Origin of the sequence: Acinetobacter sp. 1542444, from assembly GCF_000581835.1 — a bacterium.
Lineage (GTDB): Bacteria > Pseudomonadota > Gammaproteobacteria > Pseudomonadales > Moraxellaceae > Acinetobacter > Acinetobacter pittii.
The window spans coordinates 76,825-103,457 of record NZ_JEYA01000005.1; the positions used below are offsets into that span (position 1 = coordinate 76,825).

18 protein-coding genes are annotated in these 26,633 nt (G+C 40.2%); 7 read left to right on the forward strand and 11 right to left on the reverse strand.

What is annotated here, in order from left to right; genetic code table 11:
- Window positions 1–13: 13 nt before the first annotated feature.
- From J580_RS17705 to J580_RS17725, 5 genes are all read right to left on the reverse strand, one after another.
- The gene (locus J580_RS17705) at window positions 14–1,327 is read right to left on the reverse strand and encodes an FAD-dependent oxidoreductase (protein WP_032005100.1); all 1,314 of its coding nucleotides are present in this window, start codon (window positions 1,325–1,327) and stop codon (window positions 14–16) included.
- A 126-nt stretch (window positions 1,328–1,453) separates the two neighbouring features.
- The gene (locus J580_RS17710) at window positions 1,454–3,073 is read right to left on the reverse strand and encodes an ABC1 kinase family protein (protein ID WP_032005101.1); all 1,620 of its coding nucleotides are present in this window, start codon (window positions 3,071–3,073) and stop codon (window positions 1,454–1,456) included.
- A 12-nt stretch (window positions 3,074–3,085) separates the two neighbouring features.
- A complete protein-coding gene (locus tag J580_RS17715; RefSeq protein ID WP_032005102.1) occupies window positions 3,086–3,754 on the reverse strand; it encodes a ubiquinone biosynthesis accessory factor UbiJ in 669 nt (222 codons plus the stop codon).
- An 11-nt stretch (window positions 3,755–3,765) separates the two neighbouring features.
- Window positions 3,766–4,713 (reverse strand): bifunctional demethylmenaquinone methyltransferase/2-methoxy-6-polyprenyl-1,4-benzoquinol methylase UbiE, encoded by a 948-nt coding sequence (gene ubiE / locus J580_RS17720; RefSeq protein ID WP_002114829.1) that lies wholly within the window; start codon window positions 4,711–4,713, stop codon window positions 3,766–3,768.
- A gap of 147 nt (window positions 4,714–4,860) precedes the next feature.
- Window positions 4,861–5,568, reverse strand: a complete 708-nt coding sequence (locus tag J580_RS17725) for an FFLEELY motif protein (RefSeq protein ID WP_017398741.1) — start codon at window positions 5,566–5,568, stop codon at window positions 4,861–4,863.
- A 209-nt stretch (window positions 5,569–5,777) separates the two neighbouring features.
- On the opposite strand from J580_RS17725, the gene J580_RS17730 reads away from it, so the two are divergent.
- Window positions 5,778–7,196 carry a phosphate--AMP phosphotransferase gene (locus J580_RS17730; RefSeq protein WP_032005103.1) on the forward strand — a complete coding sequence of 473 codons (1,419 nt, stop codon included), beginning with the start codon at window positions 5,778–5,780 and terminating at the stop codon, window positions 7,194–7,196.
- 22 nt (window positions 7,197–7,218) lie between these two features.
- On the opposite strand, the gene J580_RS17735 is transcribed toward J580_RS17730, so the two are convergent.
- Window positions 7,219–7,725 (reverse strand): hypothetical protein, encoded by a 507-nt coding sequence (locus tag J580_RS17735; protein WP_032005104.1) that lies wholly within the window; start codon window positions 7,723–7,725, stop codon window positions 7,219–7,221.
- 168 nt (window positions 7,726–7,893) lie between these two features.
- Between J580_RS17735 and J580_RS17740 the strand changes: the two genes are divergently transcribed.
- The 3 genes from J580_RS17740 to recD all read left to right on the forward strand — a co-directional run bounded on the left by J580_RS17740 (window position 7,894) and on the right by recD (window position 17,100).
- Window positions 7,894–11,529: an exodeoxyribonuclease V subunit gamma gene (locus J580_RS17740; protein ID WP_032005105.1), complete on the forward strand. Its 3,636-nt coding sequence runs from the start codon at window positions 7,894–7,896 to the stop codon at window positions 11,527–11,529.
- 3 nt (window positions 11,530–11,532) lie between these two features.
- Window positions 11,533–15,240 (forward strand): UvrD-helicase domain-containing protein, encoded by a 3,708-nt coding sequence (locus J580_RS17745; RefSeq protein WP_032005106.1) that lies wholly within the window; start codon window positions 11,533–11,535, stop codon window positions 15,238–15,240.
- Between the two features lie 108 nt (window positions 15,241–15,348).
- On the forward strand, window positions 15,349–17,100 hold the full coding sequence (gene recD, locus J580_RS17750) for an exodeoxyribonuclease V subunit alpha (RefSeq protein ID WP_032005107.1): 1,752 nt from the start codon (window positions 15,349–15,351) through the stop codon (window positions 17,098–17,100).
- 701 nt (window positions 17,101–17,801) lie between these two features.
- On the opposite strand, the gene J580_RS17755 is transcribed toward recD, so the two are convergent.
- Window positions 17,802–19,100, reverse strand: coding sequence for an EstA family serine hydrolase (locus tag J580_RS17755; RefSeq protein WP_032005108.1), 1,299 nt, complete (start codon window positions 19,098–19,100; stop codon window positions 17,802–17,804).
- A gap of 210 nt (window positions 19,101–19,310) precedes the next feature.
- On the opposite strand from J580_RS17755, the gene rpsO reads away from it, so the two are divergent.
- The 3 genes from rpsO (at window position 19,311) to J580_RS17770 (ending at window position 23,223) form a co-directional block, all read left to right on the forward strand.
- The gene (gene rpsO / locus J580_RS17760; RefSeq protein WP_002114951.1) at window positions 19,311–19,580 is read left to right on the forward strand and encodes a 30S ribosomal protein S15; all 270 of its coding nucleotides are present in this window, start codon (window positions 19,311–19,313) and stop codon (window positions 19,578–19,580) included.
- 257 nt (window positions 19,581–19,837) lie between these two features.
- On the forward strand, window positions 19,838–21,925 hold the full coding sequence (gene pnp, locus J580_RS17765) for a polyribonucleotide nucleotidyltransferase (protein WP_171071986.1): 2,088 nt from the start codon (window positions 19,838–19,840) through the stop codon (window positions 21,923–21,925).
- Window positions 21,926–22,011: 86 nt separating this feature from the next.
- Window positions 22,012–23,223, forward strand: coding sequence for a magnesium transporter CorA family protein (locus tag J580_RS17770; RefSeq protein WP_032005110.1), 1,212 nt, complete (start codon window positions 22,012–22,014; stop codon window positions 23,221–23,223).
- A 228-nt stretch (window positions 23,224–23,451) separates the two neighbouring features.
- Here the strand turns inward: J580_RS17770 and J580_RS17775 are convergent, their stop codons facing one another.
- The 4 genes from J580_RS17775 to J580_RS17790 all read right to left on the reverse strand — a co-directional run bounded on the left by J580_RS17775 (window position 23,452) and on the right by J580_RS17790 (window position 26,521).
- Window positions 23,452–23,781: a chaperone modulator CbpM gene (locus tag J580_RS17775; RefSeq protein WP_002114963.1), complete on the reverse strand. Its 330-nt coding sequence runs from the start codon at window positions 23,779–23,781 to the stop codon at window positions 23,452–23,454.
- A gap of 11 nt (window positions 23,782–23,792) precedes the next feature.
- On the reverse strand, window positions 23,793–24,749 hold the full coding sequence (locus J580_RS17780) for a DnaJ C-terminal domain-containing protein (RefSeq protein ID WP_032005111.1): 957 nt from the start codon (window positions 24,747–24,749) through the stop codon (window positions 23,793–23,795).
- A gap of 146 nt (window positions 24,750–24,895) precedes the next feature.
- Window positions 24,896–25,507, reverse strand: coding sequence for a LysE family translocator (locus J580_RS17785; protein ID WP_002115157.1), 612 nt, complete (start codon window positions 25,505–25,507; stop codon window positions 24,896–24,898).
- Window positions 25,508–25,645: 138 nt separating this feature from the next.
- Window positions 25,646–26,521 (reverse strand): Hsp33 family molecular chaperone HslO, encoded by an 876-nt coding sequence (locus tag J580_RS17790; protein ID WP_017481969.1) that lies wholly within the window; start codon window positions 26,519–26,521, stop codon window positions 25,646–25,648.
- Between the last annotated feature and the right edge of the window lie 112 nt (window positions 26,522–26,633).

The window sequence follows — 26,633 nt, forward strand, 5'->3', positions numbered from 1 at the left end:
TTATTTGGTGGGGTTAATAGTCAGACAGAGATTCGCTTTTTAAATTAAAAACACTGTTTTCTTTAGGAAATTGAGCAACCTGATCATAGTCAAGTTGTTGGAATGGACCAGTCTTTAAGCCTGAAATTGTAATTGCCATTTCTTTTCGAAAATAAGGGATTTGATACATCCACGGAAAAACTAAATCTCTTAAACCTCCAGCCCACCAATGATCAGACTGATAAAGTGGTGTTAATAAGCGACTAAGAAATTGATAAAACTGGGTGGATGAACGGCGAAGCTGGTGGTAGTGCTGCCAGAGCAGGGACCAATCAATATTCTGGTTTTTTTGAGCATGTTGCAATGATTGAGAGAAAGCCCAAGCATCCAATAATGCCATATTTGCACCTTGACCTAACTGCGGACTCATCGCATGAGCGGCATCGCCAATTACCCCAATTCGACCTTGACCAAATTGAGTCATAACGACATCACGGTAGTTTGCAGATAACCATTTGGGCTGAGTTTGACTGTTATACAAAATCTCTTTTAGCCATTCTGCAACTTTGGGCCAACGTTCTGAGACTTGCTTTACCCAAGCTTGTTTAGCCTGCTCATCTTGTAAAAAGCTTTGTAATTGTGGAGTAGGTAAGCTCCAAAATATACTCGAAAGGCGCTGTTGAGATTCTGTTGGAACTGCTCCTGTAGGGAGAATTCCCATCATAATTTTCGAGCGATCATAAAATTGATGCAGAATTTCAGAATCGAGCACTTGGCACTCAGGCACGATACTCCACGCCGCACCCCAAGGGTAGGCTTGGTCAACCTTTACCCATGCTTTAGGGCGTATCTGGCTACGTGCACCATTGGCAATAAGTACGGCATCAAATCGAGCATCAAACTTTTGATTTTGATGACTTCCGAATAGCTGAACTTCATTGTTATGTTCTTCAAAGCTCTCAACAGAATGGTTCATATACCAAGTAATTTGGCTCGAATATTCACTAAGCTTTTGAGTGAGCACATGACATAAAGTGGCTCGGTGTATACCTAAACCATAGAGATGTGCTGATGCTTCGTGATAGTGACTGTTAACTAAAAGACGCTTGTCTGGAAGTTGTCCTTCTAGACCTGTGACTCTTGCACCTAATGACAGCGCTTTATCGAGCACACCTAAATGTTCAAATACAGCTAAGCCCGCAGGTTGTAGTAATAAACCAGCACCTACCGGAGATAACTCATCAACTTGTTCAAAAATAGTAACGTTATTGCCTTTACGAGCAAGTAAAATCGCTGTGGCTAAACCCGCAGTGCCGGCACCGATAATAGCAAAATGAGGTGTTTTCATTGTTTGTTCTTTTGAAGCATTTATAGCTTCAATTTAGCAATGAACGAATAGCTGATCTATAAATTTTTTAAAATATTAGAGTTTTGCCCATAAAAAAATCCCTTGCACTGGCAAGGGATTTTGAACTTATTTCAATATGCGCCACAGCGCTAATAAACTACTCAACACAATCAGAATAATCGAGACAAACCAAGGACTAATAATCGCAATAGTCAGTAAAATCAGCATGCTACTACCGAACATCCAACTGCGGCGTTGTTGGTGTTCCATTTGCAAACGAAGTTGCTGAATTTCACGTAACTGACGGTCTTGCCAAGCAGACTGATTTTTTAAACCATTTAGGCTGTCAATAATTAAACTTGGGAAATCTTGAGCACCTAAAAGCAGATCAGGTAACTGCTGGCCGAGCTCTTTTACATTTTTGACTGGGTTCATATTGGATTTGACCCATTCTGTCAGAATTGGTTTTGCCAATTTCCAGATGTCGAGCTGCGGATAAAGATCAGTACCTAAGCCTTCTACATGCACTAAAGTTTTGAGTAGCAGCATGAGCTGTGGTGGTATCTCAAGATGGAAGCGTCGAGCGATATCCATGACTTGAATTAAGATACCCGCAAAATCAAGTTGATCCATTGGTTTAGACACCATTGGCCCAACAGTGCGGCGCATTTCACGTGCTAAAGCATCTTGGTCAGTACCCGGTGGAATCCAGCCAGCTTGATGCACAATTTGAATAAGCTGCATAAAGTTGCTGTTCATGACAGCAAGCAACATGCGGGCAACCGTCATCTGGTCGTGTTTAGATAGCTCACCCATAATCGCACAGTCCAGTGCAATAAAGCGTGGATTGCTTGGATTAATGGTTTCTACAAAGACATTACCGGGATGCATGTCTGCATGGAAAAAGTTATCGCGGAAGACTTGCGTAAAGAAAATGGTTAAACCTTTTTCTGCAAGTTGTGCGCGGTCCATACCTAGACGGTCAAAGGTTGCCGTGTCTGAAATAGGCACACCAGTAATGCGCTCAGCCACCATGACATCTTTGGTGTCCATGTAGACTTCTGGCACATACATCATGGTTGAGCCAGTAAAGTAATGGCGCATACGGCGGGGGTTATCTGCCTCAATACTCAAGTCCAGTTCATTTAAAATGATCTGGCGATAGTCTTGAATAATTTCGGTGAGATGCAACGCACGGGCAGCTTCAAGGCGGCTTTCTAGCGTATTGCCTAACCATGCCAAAATTTCAAAATCTTGTAAGATTTGATTGCGAATGTCAGGGCGAGTGACTTTAACAACGACTTCGCGACCATCATGCAATGCAGCAGTATGCACTTGGGCAATTGATGCGGCAGCTAATGGCTGGTCATCAAAGCGAGCAAATAATGTATTAACGTCAGCTTTTAACGAATCTTGAATACGTTGTTTAGCAACATCTCCATCAAAAGGTTTTACTTGATCTTGAAGTAAAACCAGCTGAGCGAGCACCTCAGGTGGAATCAAGTCACGACGAGTAGACAGTAATTGACCGAGCTTGATTGCAAGTGGTCCCATATCTTCTAAAGCTTCTTTGAGCTTTAAAGGATTTTTACGTTCACGACTCGACCATGCAGCAGGGTGCATTTTAATAATATTTAATGCATGCTGAGCTTTAACTGGTAATTCATCCGCAGGGAACAACGTATCGAGTCTATAGTGCGCTGCAATACGCCAAAGTTCGAGTAAACGTGAAACGTGCGGAATCATATACAGTCTTACCTAGTCTTGAGAGGGTTGTAGTTGTGCATTGAGTTGCTGCAATCTTGCTTCAAGACGGTCAATGTCTTGATTAAGCTTGCGCGTTGCTTGAGTTAAGTCGTCCATTTCCCAGCGAGGGGCAAATAGGCCGCTATCTTCTTTTAATGCGTCTTCAGCAAAAAACAGATGGCTTTGCACGGAGCGTTTTAAATGTTTTGGTGCAAGTTGAATCTTGCCAATTTCATGAGCGAGTTGAGGACCCACCCATCTTGATAAATGCGCAGCTAAATCTGGTTCAGCTTGCTGCATAATCTTTTGAATATCCTGTAGGAGGTGGTAATCACCTTGCAATGGGATATTGCCAATCTGGTCTGGATCGCTGACCAATAATTTAATCAGTTCAATGACATCTTTAACATGCAAAGTTGCAGTTGCTTCAGAAATTCTGAATTGCGCATCAAAAGGGCGTTGTTCAAAAATAGAAGGTTTTTCACTGTGCCCTGTTGCAGTAGGTTCAAGACGTACTTTTTCTTGGTCAAAGAATACATCGACAGAAAGCTGCGGGCTATCAATCACAACACGCAACATTTTGCCCTGTAACTGATTAAGCTGAATACGAGTAACCGCATCCAGATCGATCAGATGATGAATGATACGTTCGACTGCACCGAGTGCCAGAATCGACCACATATCGTTATCCCTTACAGTTTGAAGCCACGGTGAACGGCAACGATACCAGCAGTAAGGTTGTGATAGTCACAGTTCTGGAAGCCAGCATTTTCCATCATACCTTTTAAAGTACGTTGGTCTGGGTGCATACGGATTGATTCAGCCAAATACTTATAGCTTTCTGAGTCATTTGCAACCAATTTACCCATAATCGGTAAAGCAGTGAATGAATAGAGGTCATAAAGTTTTGAGAATGGCTCAAATACAGGTTTAGAAAATTCAAGAATCAGTAAACGGCCACCTGGTTTTAACACACGGAACATAGATGCAAGTGCTGCGTCTTTATCTGTCACGTTACGTAAACCAAAGCTGATTGTTACAAGGTCAAAGCTGTTGTCTGCAAAAGGTTCTAATGTTTCTGCATTGGCAAGAACGAAGTCAACATTGGTACAGCCTGCATCAATTAGACGGTCACGACCCACATTGAGCATAGATTCGTTAATGTCTGAAAGTACAACATGACCTTGCGGACCAACTTCACGGCTAAATACTTTTGCTAAGTCGCCTGTACCACCCGCAATGTCTAACACGTGTTGACCACGGCGAACACCAGACATGTTAATTGCAAAACGTTTCCACAAACGGTGAATACCAAATGACATCAAGTCATTCATCAAGTCATATTTGCTTGCAACTGAGTGGAAAACTTCTGCAACTTTTTGTGCTTTATCTTCAGTTCTAACTGTTGAGTAACCGAAGTGTGTTGTTTCACCAACGTTGCCAGTATTACCAGCACCACGAGGTAAATTGTATTTAGGTACAGAGCCATTCACAGGTGTGTCTGTTAAGGTTTGCTGTAAAGTTTGTTGTTGCCCTTGAGGAGTACCTTGAGGTAAAGGTGAGCTTAGGAATGGGCTAACTTTGTCTGAACTTTGTGCCTGCTCAGTTGGAGATGTTGGCTTTTGGTTTTCGTTAGACATATTGTCTCTCCTAGACTCAAACTCAAGTGAAACGGAATAAGTTCTGCATGATGACAGATTTTGTCTATTTTTACAGGCATCATCATGCAAATATAATGAATAAAATCTCAACTTCGCGAGGTTGAGTTTTTCTATGTGCCGACCTTATCACACTCTAAACGGATTCGGATGCCCTGAATGTACATTTTCAATAATCTGGCGTTCTTTTTCAGTAAAAGTCTTAATAAAGGTCTCGGCTGATTTTAACGGTTTCATCGCACTAAAACCATCTTGAATGAAATCATACATCAATTCGAAGTGATATTTTTGGGCAATACCTTTACACATTTTAAAAGCAGTAAACATCATAAATGAGCGCATGTATTTATCGAGCGCTGCTCCTAAATCATCAAGAAGGGCAAGCTGCTGGTAACGAGCCTCGGCCTGATCAAGCTTGATTAAGGTTAAACGCATAATCTCATCAGTGAGTACTGTATCTGCCGGATAGTCCTCAAGAAGTTGCATTGCTACTTGCTCATCAAGTTGAGTTGCAAGTACAGCCAAACTTACCGATTTAGTGCCCGTTTTAATTGCATTTTCAGGTAAGACTTTTTCTGCTTTATGAGCATATTTCAATAGGCGTTCAATTTGAGCTGCAAGAGCATCAAACTCTGGGCCACCATATAAACGATTTAAAAAGTACTCTGACATGAGCTTGTGCGTTGGCAGATTAAAAAAGTCATGATGCGTATCTTTCATCCGCTCTTTTAGCCATGTTTGTACATCTTGCAAACGTTGGGCAAGCACAGGATTATCGTGATAATTAAATGTTTTATATTGTTGTAAAAGATCATCAAAAGCAGCGAGTTTAGACATTTAAGGCTCTAATATTGGGCTATTTGCAAAAAATCATAAAAGGCATTGTAACCTTGTACTATGGCGAGTAGATGTAAAAAAAATGATTCATGCGTCAATTTTTAAACAGAATTTTTTCGCAATGACATAATTTGTATAGCAATTCATCATTTAACCGCATAAGTTAAAGATCATCGAAATTAAACAATAAAAGATTAGAGCCGTGGACTATGAGTGAACAACAACCAAAATTTGAGATTCGTGACGAAGAACAGCTTTCAGTCGATTTGATTGAAGCACAATATGCGTTAAAAGAAAGTCGGGGCAAACCCAACGCTAAAAGCACACTGATATTAATGAGCGGTATTGAATTGGCTGGAAAAGGTGAGGCTGTTAAGCAACTCCGTGAATGGCTAGATCCACGATATTTACGAGTCAAAGCAGACGCGCCACATGTGCTGACAGATACAGAAGCATTTTGGCAATCTTACTCGGAGTTTATTCCGACTGAAGGTCAAATCGTGGTGATGTTCGGCAACTGGTATAGCGATTTGCTCGTCACCGCAACACATGTTTCCGAGCCTTTAGATGATTCCCGTTTTGATGAATACGTTGAAAATATGCGGGCATTTGAGCAAGATTTAAAAAATAACTATGTCGACGTGGTTAAAGTCTGGTTTGATCTTTCATGGAAATCACTACAAAAACGTTTAGACAAAATTGACCCGTCAGAGCAACACTGGCATAAGCTCCACGGCCTAGACTGGCGTAATAAAAAACAATATGACACTTTGCAAAAGTTACGCCGTCGTTTTACCGATGATTGGTACATTATTGATGGCGAAGATGAAAAGCAGCGTGATCAGTTTTTCGCTCAATATCTTTTACAACACATGCGTCAACTTCCAGAGCATGAAACTGAAGTTAAAGGAAAATGGCAGCAGGCTAAAATTCCAGAGAGTTTATTAAAACCTTCTAATGAACCACTTGAAAAAGCTGAATATAAAAAAGAGCTTGATAAACTGAGTAAAAAAATTGCCGATGCCATGCGTTTTGATAAACGCAATGTCGTGATTGCTTTTGAAGGCATGGATGCTGCTGGTAAAGGTGGGGCCATTAAGAGAATCGTTAAAAACTTAGACCCGCGTGAATATGATATTCATTGTATTGGTGCACCTGAACGCTTTGAAGCTCGACATCCTTACTTATGGCGCTTTTGGAACCGCATTAATGAAGCTGAAAAAATCACGATTTTTGACCGTACTTGGTATGGCCGAGTGCTGGTAGAGCGAGTTGAAGGGTTTGCTTCACCTTTAGAATGGCAGCGTGCTTACGATGAAATAAACCGCTTTGAAAAAGATTTATTTGATAGTCAAACGATTGTAGTAAAAATTTGGCTAGCGATTAGTAAAGATGAGCAAGAGCAGCGTTTTAAGGCCAGAGAAGAAACACCGCATAAACGTTTTAAAATCACAGCAGAAGATTGGCGTAATCGTGATAAGTGGGATGATTATTTAAAGGCAGCAGCAGATATGTTTGAGCGAACCAGTACTGAATATGCACCTTGGTATATCGTTGCAACTGATGATAAATATACGGCACGTCTGGAAGTGTTGAAGGCCATTCTAAAACAGCTGAGAGCAGACTAAGCTCTCAGCTACAAGGCAAACATTAATTTACAATGGTGCTACGGCTTTTTTGCTGAATACGTTTTGCAAGGTTATAACTATCATTCAGATGTGTTTCTGCTATTTTTTTCATCATGAAATAGCCTAAACTTGCTGCTACAATTTGTCCGCCTAGCGGTATAAATTTAGTCACCTGTTTCGTTACGATTTTGCCAAAAAAGCCATTAAATGTTTTTTTAACAGTAGTACGTGCGACTACAAAACCTGAAAATTCAAAACCGCGTTTGCGTAACTCATCCCAATGAATAGTTTTAGTTTTTGGGTCGTAAACGCTCACGTGCTCAGGTGCTAAACCAAAACGGGAATTGATATCTGGAATCAGGTGCGACAAAATTCCCAAATCTACCGCCACGTCAAAAAAAGGAATCGGTACAATTGCCGCTCCGGCTGAGACGTAAGCTCTTTTTTTGATGAGATCATGGCACTCATCGCGAATTTGTTCCAGATTTAGGCTAGGATCAATATAGTCAGGAATCTTGTCAATTTTCATAATGTCTACCTGTATAAGTTCTTGATGGCGTCATTCAAACCAAGTGTAAGTGACACCTTAAGTTAAATTATGCTGTGTTTAAACCAACGTGACATAGTCAGATTCAGTTGTATAGTAATGAATGTTTATGATTTTGTGCATAAATTATGCAAGCAGGAAATGAAATAAATGGGGATCCATGTTATTCAAAGTCAACGTATTGATGTGTTGTTGCAAGGTGTATTGGCGTCTACATCTCAAGCTTCAACGCATCCATTACAGGTTTTGAAAACCCAACATTTTATTGTTCCAAGTCCTGCGGTCGAGCAGTGGCTGATACAAAAACTTGCAGAACAGCAAGGCATGAGTGCCAATTACCAGTTTCACCAACGGGTACGAGGTTTCCAATGGTTTGCCTATCAGCAAGTTTTAACTGCGCATAAAGAACAGGTCCGTAAAGCGAACATCCCGCGTTTGATTTTTAAATGGCGGGGGCATCAGGCTCTACACGAATTTATTCAACCTGACACGATGAGCATCGATACGTCGCATCCTTTACATTCTATTGTTCAGCGTATTTATGACAGTGCAGATCGACTCGAACAAGGCATAGATAAACAATTAAAAAAACAAAAAATGCTGTATTGGGTCGCTGAGCAGGTTGCCGATCTATTTAGCAACTATATGATTTATCGTGGACAGTGCCAGCGTGGTTGTGAAAATAGTTGTACCTGTCCGGAAAACTGGTTGTCTGCTTGGGGACAGGGCCGAGCACTCGATATTGAAAAATATATTGTGCAGAAAGATGAAGAAGTGACTGCTTTTGCATTACATCAAACTGAGGAGCTAGAGCGTTGGCAGCGTTGGTTGTGGCAGCAACATTTTCATGATGATTTTGTGCAAATGCAGCAAATTGACGCGTTGTTTTGGCAAGAGTTAGATCATCCAGACCGTGGTAAGCGTGCTATTTTAAGATTACCTAATCAAGTGGTGATCTTTACATTATTAGATTTGCCGCCAAGCCAGTTACAGTTTTTGCGCCGTTTAGGCCAATATATTGATGTCTTGATTTTGCACTATAACCCTTCACAAGAATATTGGGCCGATAGTGTCGATCCACTCTGGAAACAGCGTTATGACTTAGGGGTAAAAGAGCGTTTTATTGCGAAAAATCCAAAGGCTACTGATGCTGAAATTAGCGATTTCTTTAATAAATTCACACTCAATTTTAATGCTGAAGCGCGTGAGTCTAGACATCCGCTTTTAACCAGATTGGGTAAACAAGCCCGCGACCACTTTTCTTTATTATCGAATTTATCTACAGGTGAGGAAGGTAAGTGGGTTGATGCTTTTGTGGATGATTTTCCTGAAAGTTTACTCGGTAAAGTTCAGTCAGATATTTTGCATTTAGTTGAACCTCAAGCTAAGCAATATGAGCTTGTTCCAGACGATGACTCAATTCAGATTCATGTTTGTCATTCGACTTTACGTCAGCTTGAAGTTCTAAAAGAGCAATTAATCTGTTGGTTGGCTAAACCACATGAGCAGCCGCGCCGACCAAACGATATTTTAGTTTTAGTTCCTAATTTGGCCGACATAGAACCTTTAATTCGAAGTGTATTTCCCGCTACTGCTACTGAGCAGGGTGTGCATTTGCCTGTGAAAATCGCAGGTGTTGCATCACTTGATGCACTTAATGCTTGGCGTGCCGTGATTGGACGTATTCAACTCATGCAGGGCCGTTTTAGCTTTGATGATTTTGCTGATTGGTTAAGCTTGCATGCTACCCAGCAACGTTACGAACTTGAGTATGTTCAGGTCGAGCGGATTTTAAATTTGCTTGCCGATGCGGGTTTTAAACGAGGGCTTGATGCAGAGCATCTCAAGCGCAGTTTGTGTGACGGTGATGATGATTATCGATATAGCTTTAAATTTGCCTTAGAGCGATTGGCTCTTGGTATTGCTGTGCCTGTACATGCGACCTTTAATCAGGTGTTGAGTTATGCCAAAGTTCAACCGAGCGATTTCGAGTTGGTGGGTACACTCATTCAGATTTATCAGGATTTGAACGAGCGCCGTGATTGGCTGACTCTGCATGAACAAGGAAAAGTCTATACCGTTGAATATTGGCTTCAGGTACTAGGCAAAGATATTGTTGAATTTGAGCAGGTTGGTGTTGCTGCTTTAAAAGCTGTGCGGGAGATTGTTAAAAAACAAGAGCGAATGTTGACGCTCGCAAGCTATTACGCCGAGACAGAAACAGGAACTTTGCGCAAAATTACTTTGCCTCTGCCTTATATTATTGAAGAAATTCAACGGACATTAGAAAGCCAAAGTGCACAAGCTGAGCCGACAGGGCAAATTACCTTTGCCCAAATTGGACACATTCGACCGTTACCTTATCGTTTAATGGTTATGCTAAATCTTGATGCCGGACAATTTCCAAACCGTGATACACACGTTCCATTTGATTTGATGGATGCACTGCGCCAACAGTTAGGTGATCGCTCTCGACTTGAAGATGATCAAGGTGCTTTTTTAGATGCTTTATTATTAGCCCAAGAAAATTTATGGCTGTTTTATAACGGCTTTGATGTGAACGATGGCGAGGTGCGCGAACCTTCCAGTATTCTTCAAGAGTTCCGTGAACATCTTGCCCTGATTGTGAAAGCTGAAGATGGTGTATCTGAAAGTGTCGTTATTGAAGGAATTGAGATTCCATCACAGTTAAAACAACTCTATCACTTACATGATTTACAGCCCTTTGACCCGAAAGGTTTCACTGTAGAAAAAAGTGTTATTCGTTATCAAGATCACTGGTTTAAGGTCGCTACACAAATTCAGCAAGTCTCAGGAAACCGTCAGCCTTGGGCGAACACGACCTATCCGCTACAAATATCTGACATACTGGTTTTAGAAAGTCAGCAGTGGATACAGGATGTGACGTTCCCTGCACGGTTATATTTGAAAACTTTAGGTGTAGAAAACTTAGGAAGTGTCGGAGTACTCGACCAAAATGAACCTTTATTATTAGATGGTTTAGGTCGCTATGCGATTCGACATTTTTTACAACAATCTGAACAGCAAGCACAACCTGAAGTATTAATTGATCAGTTGCCTGTAGGTAAAGTCAAATATAGTGCATGGCAACAAGGTGTGTTTGAGCAAGAATGTTTGATTGAACGCCTTCATCATTATGCACCAGCAGTGACGCAAACAACTCAGCGTATTTGGCGAATTGCTAAACAGCTGCATATGAATATTACGGTTCCGAAGTCTGAAACTCGGGACTGGGCGAGTATGGAGCCTTCAAGCGCTCGCGCAAAAAGACGCGCTAAAGTCTGGTTAGAATATCTGCTCTGGTTAGCTTATTTGAATGAGGGTAGTGCAGGAGCTGAAAAGCGCCGTATTGTGGTTTTTAGCGATCAAACTGTGATTTGTAGTGGGATTAGTTCTGAGCAAGCTCGGCAATATTTACAACCATGGTTTAAAATCTGGCGCCATGCACAGCAACAACCATTGGTTTTACCAGCAGCCTTATTATTAAAGCCATTAGAAAAAGCTAAAGCATATCAGTGGGAAACAACAAATCAGACAGAAAAAGCAAAACTGGATGAGAAGAGCTACACTGAGCTGTTAAAATACTGGAATGAAACAGGGTCATTTACCACAATGGATATGACTCAAAATGAAGCTTGCAAGTTGCATCGAGACTGGAGCTTTATTTTACAAGAACAAGATGCGCAAGCTTTGCTTCAACATGCTTGTGATGAGTTTGCATATGATTTGTATCATCCAGTTTTTCAATTTCAACATTCGGAGTAAGGCATGAACTCAAGAGTACAGGTGTCTTATCAACCTATTATTGATATTGAATTTAGTGGCTTACACTTAATTGAAGCTTCGGCAGGTACAGGAAAAACTTATACTTTATCAAGTTTGATGGTCCGTATCTTTCTTGAAAAATACCTGCCTAGACAAGTCATTGCGACCACGTTTACCCGGGCTGCCGCTGCCGAGTTAAAAAGCCGTATTCGTGCACGTTTGGTCGAAACTTATCGTTATTTAGATGCCAAGCGTAGCTTTACAGAACAAGAGCTACTTACGCAGGCCGAGCAAGAATCTGACTTATTACTCCAACATATTTTAAAAAGCTTTGCGACGCGTATTGCCTATGCGTGTGAACGTTTAAAATTAGTCATCGATCAGTTAGACGAGTTATTTGTCGGGACACTCGATAGCTTTAGTCAAAAACTATTACGAGAGTTTGCCTTTGAGAGTGGCAAAATTGAACGTGCTCAAATTACCGATGATGCCAAAACCTATAGTCGACAATTGATTCATGATGTTTTACGTGAATGGATACAGTCTCAACCTCAGACCGTGATTGATTTCTTGTATATGAGTGGGGAGCTTAAGTCTACTGAAAGTTATATTAAGTTAGTCGAAGAAAGTTTAAGTTTTAGTTCAGCTTATTTAAAGCCAGTGGATTTACCTGTTTTTAGTACCGCTGAATTTGAGATTGCTTTGAATAAATTAGTAAAAGTTCCTCTCATATATTGGGAGGGATTAAAAGATTATTATTTACTTGATGGTCAATATTATAAGTTTATTAATAAAAAAGTTTTTGCTAAAGATCGTTTCTACTTGATTTTTGAAACAGGGCTATCCCGAGTTATTCAGCAGATCAAGAAAGATGGAACTAAAATATTTTTCCATAGAGATGCATTAAAGGATATCGAAGTACTATTTTTGGATTCAAAAGGGCAAATACGTAATTCAGTTTTTAATAAATGTGATCAAGCTATCCAAGATAATTTCTACCAAAATCCTATAATTCAAATATTAAAAAATATTTTTGAGATGAGGCAAAAAATTCAATCTGATTTGAATCAGTTGAATACTTTTTTACAGTTTCATTTGTGTGTAGAGGTTAAAAAACGTTTACCACAAGTTTTACAAAATAAAGGTGAAACTACTTTTTCTCAGCAAATTCGAACACTTTCTGAAGCTTTAAAAGGTGAACAGGGACAGCGTTTCGCTGTGTTTGTGCAGGCGCGTTATCCCTTAATTCTGGTCGATGAATTTCAGGATACCAACCAAGATCAAGACGACATGCTGGCGAGCATTTGGCGTCATCCAGAGCGCTACCAAAAAAGTTGCATGATTATGGTAGGTGATCGTAAACAGGCGATTTACGGTTTCCGTGGTGGGGATATGCTCACCTTCTTAAATGCCTATAAAGATATTCAAGCCAAACATGGCCGCGAATATAAGTTAATTCATAACCATCGTTCCGTTGCTGATTTGGTTGAAGTGGTCGATGCCTTATTTCAACGACAAATGGATTTTGGCGAAGAGGTTCAATATGACCCAATTCGAGCAGGAACTCGACCTCATCCGGTTTTAGTTGATCAAAACCAGCCTAACCCACATCCTTTGCGGTGGTTGATGCTCAAAGATAAAGAAACAGAGGCTCAGCAAGTTGCTTGGAAGATTCGAGATTTACTTAACCAGTCACATGTTGGAGAGCTATATTTTCAAAAAGATGCTCAGACTCAAACCTTAAACGAAGATGATATTGCAGTCTTGTCAAGCAATCACCTTAGTCTTGATAAAGTTCAGTTTGAATTAGAACGTTTAGGAATTCGGGTTAACCGGAAATCAAAACGAAGCGTTTTTGATTGCACAATTGCCCGAGATGTTGGTGCTTTGTTGACAGCCATACTTCATCCTTACGATGAAGCAAAAGTAAAGCGAGCTTTACTTAGTCGTTTGTTTGCCATGGATTTAAAGCAACTCTTGCAACTTGAGCAGACAGCCGAAGGGTTAAGCCAGTTTATGACTGGTTTTGACACGATTAGAGAGTTGTGGTCCGCTCAAGGCTTTTTAGTTGCATGGCAACAATGCTTAATCCAGTTTGATATATGGCAAAATTTGGTTGCTGCCCAAAGTAAAGATAATGAACGGGTTGTGGTGAACTTGCGTCATTTAACTGAAATTCTGAGTCAGCACAGTGAGAAATACTCAGGCGCGCAAAATCTTTATCATTGGTATCTCAAACAGTTGCGTTCTCCTCTTGACCGTGATTGGGAGTTAGAGCGTAAATTGTCGAGTGAAGCTGGTATTCAGCTCATGACAATTCACCAGTCAAAAGGATTGGAATTTAAAATTGTTTTTTTACTTGGGACTGATAATGTATTTCGGGTAAGTAACAAAACCCTGAATTTTTCGACCCAAGACATTGTCAAACCGGACTCAAACCAGACTTTGACTCAACGTGTCGTTGCGATTGCTGACAAGACTTATTTGAATGAAGTTGAACTTAAGCAGCACGAAGAACGAGCGCTTGCTGAACAGAATCGTCTTTGGTATGTTGCTTTAACGCGAGCAAGCCACCGCGTCTATGCTGTTCTACAAGATCTTGATGGCAAGTCAGTATCAGGTCTCGCATTTTGGAAAAATAGGACTGAGCCTTTTCAGCACCGTTGCTGTAAGGATGAAATGGTTTTGGAGCAGATTCCACAGGCAATTCACTTAGCCAAACAAACAAGTATTATTGAAATACAAGCACAACGGTTTCCGGAACAACGTTTTTATTCGAGAGGTAAAACTAGTTTCAGTTACTTGGCACAGCATTTAAAACATAAAGCTGGCACAGATTTATTGGCGAGTCAGAGCAATGACGCTGTATTAGCAGAAGATGAGTTGGACTTGGTCAACACTGCTGAAGCAAGCAGTGCTCAGCCGATTGACTGGATAAAGAGTAACTTCCCTCGAGGAACGCTTGCCGGTAATTTCTTGCATGAAATATTTGAACATATCGACTTTCAATGTTCAGATGAATGGGTTATAGAAATACGTCGTCGTTTTAAAAATGACTATAGTAGCCTTTGGCAAGATTTACTTAATAAGTATAACGAGAGTTTCCCAGAGCAAGAGGACGCCGAGAACCTGCTTTACCAGTCAGTTGCAGACTGGCTAAAAGATATTTTGCGAACACCGCTTTATCAAGGTTTCAGACTCAATCAACTTCAACAAGAACAGTATTTGTCAGAGTTTCCTTTTTATTTGGCACTGTCAGATCGAGTTTTAGCAATGACACGTATTCAGCAACTCTTCGCTGAGTATGGGTTGAATATGCCGGAATTACTTGAGGCTCGCTCAGCACGTTACCTCAATGGTTCTATCGATTTGGTTTATTTTGATGGGCAGCGTTACCACATTGCCGATTATAAAAGTAATTACTTAGGTGATGATCTTGCAGATTATCGTAGTGATAACATTGCTCAAAGCATGTCTTTGGCAAGTTACTGGCTACAAGCAGGTTTATATCTCGTTGCGTTACATCGCTATTTGCAAGTCAAAATGCAGGATTACCAGATTGAGCAACACTTAGGTGGGGCAACTTATCTTTATTTACGTGGTATGAATGGTGAAGCGGAGCAGGGGTATTATTACTGGCAACCTAGCGTCGAGTTTATCCTTCGTCTTGATGCCATTTTGGGGTATTTTGCTGAGGATAAAATAGCATGAAAAATGCTGATAAAAAGCGTAAATTGAAGATTAACAAATACTTGACATGTGGATAAGCCTGTCTATAACCATGTGGACAAGCGTGTGGAAAACTAGGTGGATAAGTGTGTGGACAATCTAAACAGCCCTGAACAAGCCGATTTAAGTTGGTTAACAACGTGGAGTAACTTCTTAAATCAGGCTCCATTTACTGAACAATCGCAAGTACCAGAAGCCACTTCTTACTTGCAGCAGCTTATTGAAGCGAGCTTACAAGGCGATAGCTGTATTGATATCAGTTCAGAGCAAATTGCAGCACTTGGTCAGCTTGCTATATCTGTCGATCAAGCAACCTTGAAAGTTGCGCCGTGCGTCTACGATGAGCAGGGGTTGGCATTATACCGATATTGGCACCTAGAGCAACGACTCGCAGAACAAATTTGTCGATTAAAGCAACAATTAATTCAACCAGTCTCTTGTGATGACTATTTAGACCTGCTTACCGATCCTCATCAACAGGCAGCTTTACAAATGGTTGCTCGGCAGAGCCTGAGTATTATTACCGGTGGGCCGGGTACAGGGAAGACGTATACGCTGGCACGTATTATTGCTGTACTTAGCCAAGCAATTCCACATATTCGTGTAGCGATGGCTGCTCCAACAGGTAAAGCAGCACAGCGAATGCAAGAAGCTTTACAGAACTCGTTTAATGATCCTAAATTGCTTGAGTCCGGATTAGTTAGTGAAGAGCTCAGAAATCAGGGAACACAAACGATTCACCGTTTGTTGGGGATGGGACATAGCCAGACACCACGGTTTAATCAAAAACAGCCTTTGCCTTATGACGTGATTGTCGTCGATGAAGCTTCCATGCTGGATCTAAATCTGGCTACTCTTCTATTCGAAGCAGTGCCTGAGTCTTGTCGAATTATTTTATTAGGAGATGCAAATCAGCTTGCTTCTGTCGATGTTGGCGCGGTTCTTGCAGATTTGCAGCAAATACAGGCGTTGGCTGATAACCGAGTACAATTACAAACCAGTCGTCGTTTTGCTGAAGGTGCATTGATTGGACAAGTGGCTAAATTTATTCAGGCACAAACCTATCAACAGGATCATGCAGCTGTTTTGCAGCAGTTTGAAATTGATATTGTTGAGGTTTCAGAATTAAAGCCTATAGTTTTACAAAGTGACATGCCAGATGTGGTTCAGCTTGAGTATTTACCAGAAGGGAATCTATTAGACCTAGATACCTATTATCAAAAGCTAATGCTCGGTTTTCAAGGGTATGTACAGAGTCTAAAAAATTATTTAAAAGAAGAGCGCTCGATTGAACAGGTCCAAAATGTAGTAAAAGCATTTGATGACTACCGAATTTTAACCGCGGTTCGTCATGGTCCGTTTGGATTGCAGCAGTTAAACCAATATGCGCAGCGTTGGTTGCAACAGCAACTTTCAATAGTGACAGCAGGGGGATGGTATGTCGGTCGTCCGGTCATGATGACTTATAACGACTATCAGCTCGGTATTTCAAATGGTGACATTGGTTTGTGTTTTGAACATAGAACTCAGCCACAGCAGTTTGAAGTATATTTTCCAAGTTTGAATAAATGGGTCGCTGCAAATCGATTGCCTAAAAGTATTCAGAGTGCATTTGCCTTAACGATTCATAAATCGCAAGGGTCTGAATTTACACATACTGCTGTCGTTTTAGATCAAGCCGCAAAGAATTTATTAAGCCAAGAGCTTATTTACACTGCGATTACACGTGCTAAAAAAGTAGTCAGTCTTTTGGTTCATCCCGAAGCTTTACTACAGTCCTTTACAGTTCGTACTACACGAAAAAGCGGTTTAGTTCAAAAAGTTAATCGGTTAGTTCGTTAAGACAAACTTAATATTTTTACCCTTGTAAGAAAAAGCTTACATAGATTCGAGATATTTGCTGCTAGAGTACACCCCGTGTTTTTGAGATTATAAACGCACAACGAGCTTGGCACGGAATGTCGGGCAAAATCGCACAATAATAATAACTTAAGTCGAGAGACTGCGAACTTACAATGAAGTAGGTGTATAAAGAGGAAACTTACAGCCGCTAAGCCTTGTAGTTTTGGGAGAGACTACAGGGCTTTTTTATATTTTACTTTTCACTATGTTTAGAAAAGCATTACAACATTTCGTTTTTAGCACTATCTTCAATCTGTTTTTGTCTAAAGATTTAAATCAATAATATCAATATATTTATCTATAATATGATTTCAAAACAGGCATTTTTCCTGTGAATTGTTAAGTTATATGTTATACAGAACTGTACGTTAAAGGTTAAAAATGGCTATTTACCAAATATTATACAGACCTGTACGTTTTCACTTACATGATGATAAGAAAAATACTACTTTTCTTCATAATTGGATATGTCACAATACATCACATAAGGAAATAGAAACAAAAACATCGGAAGTGAGTTAAAACAACAAGAAGGATGTGACTAGCATCTCACCAACGACAATAAAAACAGTAATAACACGATAAACAAAAACTACAGCGCAAAAAACCCAAGCAGAAATGCTTGGGTTTTTTATTTGTTTCTACACTAAGTCAGTTTCATGAGAATCACTACCGAATAACGAACGGCGTTGATCTCTCGGTATACGTGGACATTGGGTTGAGATTTGATAGAGCACTTTAGCTAAAGCAGGTAGGTGAGTACCCACTACAGATTTACCAGTTGTTAATAAGGAAACACTGATATCTCTTTCAGGGTCGGCCCAACATAAAATGTTAGAGAATCCTAAATGACCAAATGCTTGTCCTGTCATTGGGCCAAAAAGACCTACAGGATTGCTACCTAACATTGGCCCCAGAGCATAGCGCATTGGAATCAGCAAAGTACGGTCAATATTAACGCCTGTGGTTGGCAGTGTTGCTCTGAAAATTGTTTTCTCACTAAAGATTTGCTGACCGCCGTAGCTTCCTCCACTTAAAAGCATTTCAAAGAAGCGGCCGGCTTGTTCTGCACTGGTATAGATGTTTCCAGCTGGGCAAATGGTGTCCATAAAACGACTATCGTTAGTCACATCAACTGCAAGTTGTAAACCGCCACCTAACACATGATTCAGGTAGTGATCGGTACCAAGGCGTGGGTGCAGACCTGTTGCACAGTTTAAGGCGACTTCTGAACGGTATTCTGGTTTTAAGCCATAATTGAAATAAGGCATCCCCATTGGTTTTTCGATAGTTTGATGTACAAATTCACGTAAATCCTGCCCAGTCCCCCGTTCAATGACTTCTCCTAAAATATAACCTGCCGTAACAGCATGATAGGCAAGGTGATTGCCAGCAGGAGACACAGGTCGGGCAGCATATAAACGTTTTAAAATTTCGTCTTTATCAAATAATAAATCTGGTGTGACATCGCCATCAATATAAGGAATGCCACCACGATGTGCTAATAAATGAAAGATCGTTGCACGACGCTTACCGTTGACTCCATATTCAGGAACATAATAGCTCACAGGATCAAGCAAATTGATTTCGCCTTTTTCATCTAATAGATGAATCAACATGGCTGTGATCATCTTTGATGCTGAAAATAGGCAAACAGGTGTATCAGGTGTTGCAATCAGGGCATTTTCTTGAAGTCCTGCCGGAGAGTTTCCTTGGGCATATCCAATGCTTCGATTGAGTAAAATTTTACCTTGTCTGCGTAAACAAAAGGTAATGAGTGGATAGTTTCCGGTTTTATATAGTCCTTCTATACTTTTCCAGATTTTTTGAATCTGGTGATCACTCATTCCACCCTGTTCAGCAGCAACTTCATCTTTTTGTCGAATGACTTGCTCAATATTGTCCCGTACTGGACAAGTGTTGGTTGAAAAAATTTTCACACGTCCCTCGCGCTTCTTTCTTTTTATTCGAGGCTAGTGTGCAGGGTTAAGGTCTTCATGTCAGTGTCTAAAATGACAAGTTACTGAAAACTATTTTGCAATCCACCTATAGATACCTTAAAATAGGCGACTTGCTGTAGTGATGCACGGCAGTCAGTTGCCTCAACTGATTCATATCGTTTACTTTTTTAAGCATCTCGGAGAAATCGAATGGCTTTAACTAATGCAGACCGCGCAGAGATCATTGCTAAATTTGCTCGCGCTGAAAATGACACTGGTTCACCAGAAGTACAAGTAGCTTTATTGACTGCTCAAATCAATGATTTACAAGGTCACTTCAAAGCTCACAAACACGACCACCACAGCCGTCGTGGTTTGATCCGTATGGTTAACCAACGTCGTAAATTGCTCGACTACTTAAATGGTAAAGACCACGGTCGTTACACTGCTTTGATCGGTGCTTTAGGTTTACGTCGTTAATTCGATTTTCACTTTGTTTTCGCTATTTCGCATGTCGCAATGCTTTATCGCTGAAAAGAGAGTTTCACTTAATGTTAGGTTAAGTGATTTTTAGAAGGGGCGCTTGTGCGCTCCTTCTTTGCGTTTAACTTATTTTAAATAATTGATCTAGTGTGATGGCTTCTAAGCTTTGTCATTTATCTACCAATCGGTGTAGTCTGAATGCCAAACCTTAGGGGTCTCACTAGAATAAAATTAGGAAAATACAATACATGTCAATGTTTAATATCGTTCGTAAAGAATTCCAATTCGGTCAACATCAAGTCGTTTTAGAAACGGGTCGCGTTGCACGTCAAGCAAACACAGTTTTAATCACTATGGGTGGCGTAACTGTTTTAGTTGCAGTTGTTGCTCAACCTAAAGCAAAAGCGGGCCAAGACTTCTTCCCGTTAACAGTTAACTATCAAGAAAAACAATATGCAGCTGGTCGTATCCCTGGTGGTTACGGTAAGCGTGAAGGTCGTGCTTCTGAAGCTGAAACTTTAATTTCACGTCTTATTGACCGTCCAATTCGTCCGTTGTTCCCAGAAGGTTACTTCAACGAAATTCAAGTAACAGCAACTGTTGTTTCTTCTGACAAAACTATGGATGCTGACATTGCAGCAATGCTTGGTACATCAGCAGCATTGTCTATTGCTGGTACTCCTTTCCGTGGCCCAATCGGTGCAGCACGTGTTGGTTTAATCAACGGTGAATATGTTCTTAACCCGAACTTTGAACAGTTGAAAGAAAGTGACCTTGACCTTGTGGTTGCAGGTACAGAATCTGCTGTACTGATGGTTGAATCTGAAGCGAAAGAACTTTCAGAAGACCAAATGCTTGGTGCTGTGCTTTTCGGTCATGACGAAATGCAAATTGCAATTCAAGCAATTAAAGAATTTGCGGCTGCTGCTGGCGCTGTTGAATCAACTTGGGTTGCTCCAGCTAAAAACGAAACTCTTCTTGAGCAATTAAAAGCAGCTTTCGAAGCGAAAATCTCAGAAGCATATACAATTGCAGTTAAACAAGACCGTTATGCAGCACTTGATGCACTTTATGCAGAAGCTTTAGCTCAGTTTGTTCCAGAAAATGACGAAACTGGTATTGCTGATGAAGTAAACGAATTATTCGAAGACCTTAAATACCGTACAGTACGTGACAACATCTTGTCAGGTAAGCCACGTATTGATGGTCGTGATACTAAAACTGTTCGTGCTATCGACGTTCAAGTTGGCGTATTAGATCGTGCACACGGTTCTGCATTATTTACACGTGGTGAAACTCAAGCGTTGGTAACAACAACTTTGGGTAATACTCGTGATGCGTTAATGGTTGATACCCTTGCTGGTACTAAGACTGACAACTTCATGTTGCACTACAACTTCCCTGCATACTCTGTAGGTGAAACAGGCCGTGAATCTGGTCCTAAGCGTCGTGAAATTGGTCACGGTCGTTTAGCACGTCGTGGTGTTCAAGCAGTTCTTCCTGCTGCTGACCGCTTCCCGTATGTAATTCGTATTGTATCTGACATTACTGAATCAAACGGTTCATCTTCAATGGCTTCTGTATGTGGTGCTTCATTATCACTTATGGATGCAGGTGTTCCGCTTAAAGCTCCAGTTGCGGGTATCGCAATGGGCTTAGTGAAAGAAGGCGAGCGTTTCGCAGTACTTTCTGACATCTTGGGTGATGAAGATCACTTAGGTGATATGGACTTTAAAGTAGCAGGTTCTGCAAACGGTATTACTGCGCTTCAAATGGATATCAAGATTGAAGGTATTACTGAAGAAATTATGGAAGTTGCATTAAACCAAGCATTTGCTGGTCGTATGCACATCCTAAACGAAATGAATAAAGTCATTTCACGTGCGCGTGCTGAAATCAGTGCTCATGCACCGACGTTTGAAGTGATTAACATTAACCCAGACAAGATCCGTGATGTTATTGGTAAAGGCGGCGCAACTATCCGTCAAATTACTGAAGAAACTAAAGCTGCAATTGATATCGAAGACAACGGTACTGTTCGCGTATTTGGTGAAACTAAAGCTGCTGCTAAAGCTGCAATTGCTAAGATTCAAGCAATTACTGCTGAAGTTGAACCAGGTAAGATCTATGACGGTAAAGTAATCCGTATTGTAGAATTCGGTGCTTTTGTAAATATCATGCCGGGTACTGATGGTCTTCTTCATATTTCGCAAATTTCAAATGAACGTATCGCGAACGTAACTGATGTTCTTAAAGAAGGTCAGGAAGTGAAAGTACAAGTTGCTGATGTTGATAATCGTGGTCGTATTAAATTGACTATGAAAGACATTGAACAAGCATAATTGTTCTAGTGACATAAAAAAAGTCCGCTTGATGCGGACTTTTTTTATGGCATGATGCAAGTAATACAAAAACAGATCATTGTGGTATGCAGGTTTATTACTTTTATCGCCATCAAGCTGATGGCTATGTCTTTTTAAGCCGTGAACAGCATCATGAACACATTCTGGAGTTTTTCTGGATTGATAGTGTCAGAGCTGATGTGGTGAACCATAACGAAGAATGGCAACAAAAGATTCAACAGCTTTCAGGCGTGGTTATTAATGAATTTCATATGCGGGATATTGCGAATATTGAGCATCCTTGTGCATTTGATACGCTTGAAGAATATGACCTGCTTATTTTTAGAAAGCTCGTTACGCCTGATGATGAAATTAAAAATGGGGAATCCCATGAGAGCGTATTTGGTCTAGCAACCACGCCGATTAGCTTTATTTTTACTCCTAAAATACTCATTAGTGTTCGTGAGCAAGGCAATAAGTCGATTGAAAACTATATTCAACGTCTCGAAAATATTTTATGTAAAACTTTGGAAGAACAAAACAAAACCCGTAAGCTGCCTAATTCACCCGTAGATTTATGTTTACGACTGCTCAATAGTATGGTGGATGGCTACCTTGATATTCGTTCACCTTTGACTAGAAGGGTTGAGCATTGGCAACAGCAATTGTTGCAAGGTAATCGTCGTTTTAAACAATGGCATCAGCTGTTTCATGAAAACATGGCTTTTCAGCAGGTTGAAAATTTATGCGAAGAGCAAATTGAAACCTTACAAGAGTTTCGAGATGAAATTGTAGAAAACTATCATCATGTTATTGGTGAGAAGACGCATAGTTCTCAAGATCTTCTGTTAGTTCGTTTGAATGATTTGATGAGTCATGTCGAACGTATTCAAAAACATACTTTACGTTTACGTAGCGCTATTCAGTCGGCGATTGATTTGCATTTCTCGGCAATTGCAAACCAGACCAATGAAAATATGCGTATTCTTGCCATTATTACTGCCGTATTTGCACCCCTTACTCTTTTAACGGGTATTTATGGAATGAACTTTGAGTTTATTCCAGGGCTTAAGTCACCAGTAGGTTTCTGGATTATGCTGGGTGTCATGCTGCTAAGTACGATTTTCTTGCTTTATTACTTCTATCGACAACATTTGGTGGGGCGCGGTGAAAAAAGTGTGATTGATTTACTGGCTCAACAGCATCGCCAAGATCGGATGAATTTGTTTTGGTTTTTGGAGTATGAACCGATTAAGCAGACTTTGAAGGAAGTGGAGAAGATTACTCGATTAAAGTAATAAACACTTCTAAAAATGACAAAGTTGTTTGGTTAGCATTGCCTCGACTATAGGGTTTAATTAGATATTTTTTATATAGGCTTGTCCTTACTTTTGACTGGGCAAAAGTAACAAAACCCTTTATTGGACTGACGGTACATCCATGTTACCGCAGTCCAAAAGGCGGCATCCCTGCCGCCCATCACCTTAGTTCATGCCTGCTTGAATGGTTATTTAGAAGAAAAAAACTTAATGAAAATGCTTCAACTGTTTTCTAAGTTGTTGCACTTCATCAATCAAATCTAACATCACAGCAACTGCCGCCAAACTTGCGTCAAAGTCACGTTGTAAACGATACGCTTTACGTGCGCGTGCGACATCTTCGCCCATAAACTGGTGTGCTTCAGGTGTGTTCTCGACTGATAAAATATCATATTCAATTAACTGAAGAATCCAGTCAGGACTTTGGCCGCAAGCTTGGGCAAATTGTTGTAAATCAAATGTCGATTGTTCATCAACGACCTCTGCACTAAAGGTATGGCCGTCATATACAATTTCTCGATAGTGAATGGTTGTCATGATCTTGCTCCCTAATGAGATGAACGAGGTTCGAATGAAGCAAAGGCTTCAGCCAATTGCTGATACGCTTCTTTTTCTTTTTCAGAATTTGCAGGGGGGAATACAATATTTAAAATTAAATACAGATGCCCTGGCGTTTTATTTGGTATCCCTTTGTCTTTTAAACGTAGCTGTTGTCCTTGTTTTGCATTTTTAGGTAAATTGACATGTAAAGATCCTGCAGGTGTTTTCACTTCAATACCTTGGCCTAATACCGCTTCCCATGGAGCTACATCTACAGTCAAATACACATCACTGCCTTCGACATGAACACGGTCTGTATCTTTATACTGGATTTCAATATAAAGATCGCCGTTAGCACCACCATTAATCCCACTTTGGCCTTGTCCACTTAAGCGGATTTGCTGACCTTCTTTCATGCCTTTTGGTATTTTTACCTGTAAGGTTTTGCGTTGAACTTCAGGCTCGCCATAAGCATTCATGGTTGGGATTTGCAGGGTAATCTGCTGGGTTGATCCGTGATAGGCAATATCAAGATCAACTTCTATGCTGGCATGTTGATCTTCACCGCGATAACTACGTTGTTGTCTTTGATATTGTTGTTGTCCACCGCCAAAGCCTGCACCAAAGCGACCAAATAAATCTTCAAAACCGCTAAAGTCTGCTTGTTCACCGCCTGTAAAACCTTGACGATAAAACTGTGCTCCATCAAAGCCCCCTTGTGCAGCACCTTGACCAAAGTTATTAAAACCTTGAGGATGATCTAACATTTGGTCATATTCGGCTTTTTTATCTGCGTTGCTTAATGTGTCATAGGCAACATTAATGGCCTGCATTTTTTCTTCTGCATCTTTTTCTTTGCTGATGTCGGGATGATATTTACGGGCTAATTTTCGATAAGCTTTTTTAATTTCATCAGCAGAGGCTTTGCGTGTAACCCCTAATTCTTCATAATAATTTTTTGCCATAATGTTTTATCACGATGGTGTTGTTTATTTCATTATGAAACGATTTTTAGAGTTTTCAATAAGCTAGATTGTATAAGAGTTGTTCTATTACGAAATACAGAACACCATAAAGAGGTATAGAAAAATTAGACTATACCTCTAATGAATTAGATGAAACTCTGATATAAGCCGTAAAGAGCAATAAGTAGAAGTAATAAACCGCAGAGGCCTAATATTTTTGGATATAAATGACTGTTAGAAAGGCGGCGGAAAAAGATATAAACCAAAGATAGGGTGAGGAAGTCTAAAACAATCCATGTCAGCGTAAGTAGGGTTAAACTTAAATTTAATTGAGGGGTAATAGAGACAAATTGCGGAAAGAAAGCCGAGAAAAAGATAATATCTTTTGGGTTTGAAATACCGACAAGAAAACCTTTTTTAAAGCCACCATTTTGTGCTGAAACTGTTTGTATCGCTTCTGGGTGAGGTGCCTGAATCACTTCTTTGAGAATACTAAAACCCAAATAACCAATATATAGGCAGCCTAAAATACGAATGATATTGAGGTAACTATCATTAACACTCAGTACTCCTTTTAAAACCAGTACTGAAATAAAAATTAAAACAAGGGATGCTAGGTTTGTACCAAAAATGGTTTCTAGTGCTTTTTTATAGCCTCCTTTAAGTCCAGCGCTTGCAACTAAAATCATGACAGGGCCAGGGGTCGCAATCATGATAACTACACTAAAAATAAAGAGAAAATAATCAAAATAATTCATGGTATTTAGGCATCTTATTTATTAGGCTATAAAGTAGCCTTATATTATCCTATTTAAATTAACATGTTGAAAATTATCATCAAAAAATACAGCTAAATAAAAAAGGCGGTATAACCGCCTTTTTATAAAGTTAAAAGATTAACTTAAATGTTCACCAAATAACGCTAAAGCCTCTTCAGCGGTAAAGGTATATTGCGTATTACAGAACTGACAGTCCATACGAATCGGGTTCTGATGTTCTAGGGTTTCATGAACAGCGTCTACACCAATTTGAATCAGGGCATTTGCACAGCGTTCTTTTGAACATGTACAGCCAAATTTTAATGCTTCAATTTCTGGTAAACGAACTTCTTCTTCGTTATATAAACGATATAAGATTTCATTTGCATCTAAATTGGTAAGCTCTTCAGCTTTTAATGTTTCGGTCAACATCGTCAAACGTGGCCATAAATCTTCATCGACCAAGTTTTGCTCTTCTTCATCATGACGTGGTAAGAGTTGAATCAGTAAACCGCCAGAACGCTTATCTGTACTTGCTAACACAATACGAGTTGGAATTTGTGCAGATAAATCATAGTATTGCATCAAGCAACCCGCTAAAGTCACTTGATCAAGCGGCACGATCCCTTGATAACGTTCGCCAAATTCCGGTTCAATGTTAATAAATAAAACTGGATTAACTAAAGCGCCAAGAACTGTACTACTGTCTGTTGCTTCAACAAAGCGAGGGTCGGTTTCATAGTCCGCTAAAGCACGAACCTCTCCTAAATGGTTACATTCAGCCATCGCCCATTTGAAGGTGCCGCTAGCCTGGATTTGCAAGCTGATACGGCCTTTGATTTTTAGTGTACTTGCAAGTAATGCAGTCGCACTCAACATTTCACCTAGCAGAATTTTAACCGCAGGCATATAGTCACGTTGAGCTAAGATAGTTTGTAGGGCTTCTTCTAGATGAACTACTTCTCCACGTACTGGAAAGTTCTCTATATAAAAGCGTTGGCGTAAATCAGACATAATATTCTCCAGGGCCCTAAGCAGAGTATAACTATTTCGTTTTAATCAAGCTCAGGAAATGCAGCTAAGCCGCAAGCCGGACAGGGGCAGCTTTGTGCCCATTGTCCAATTA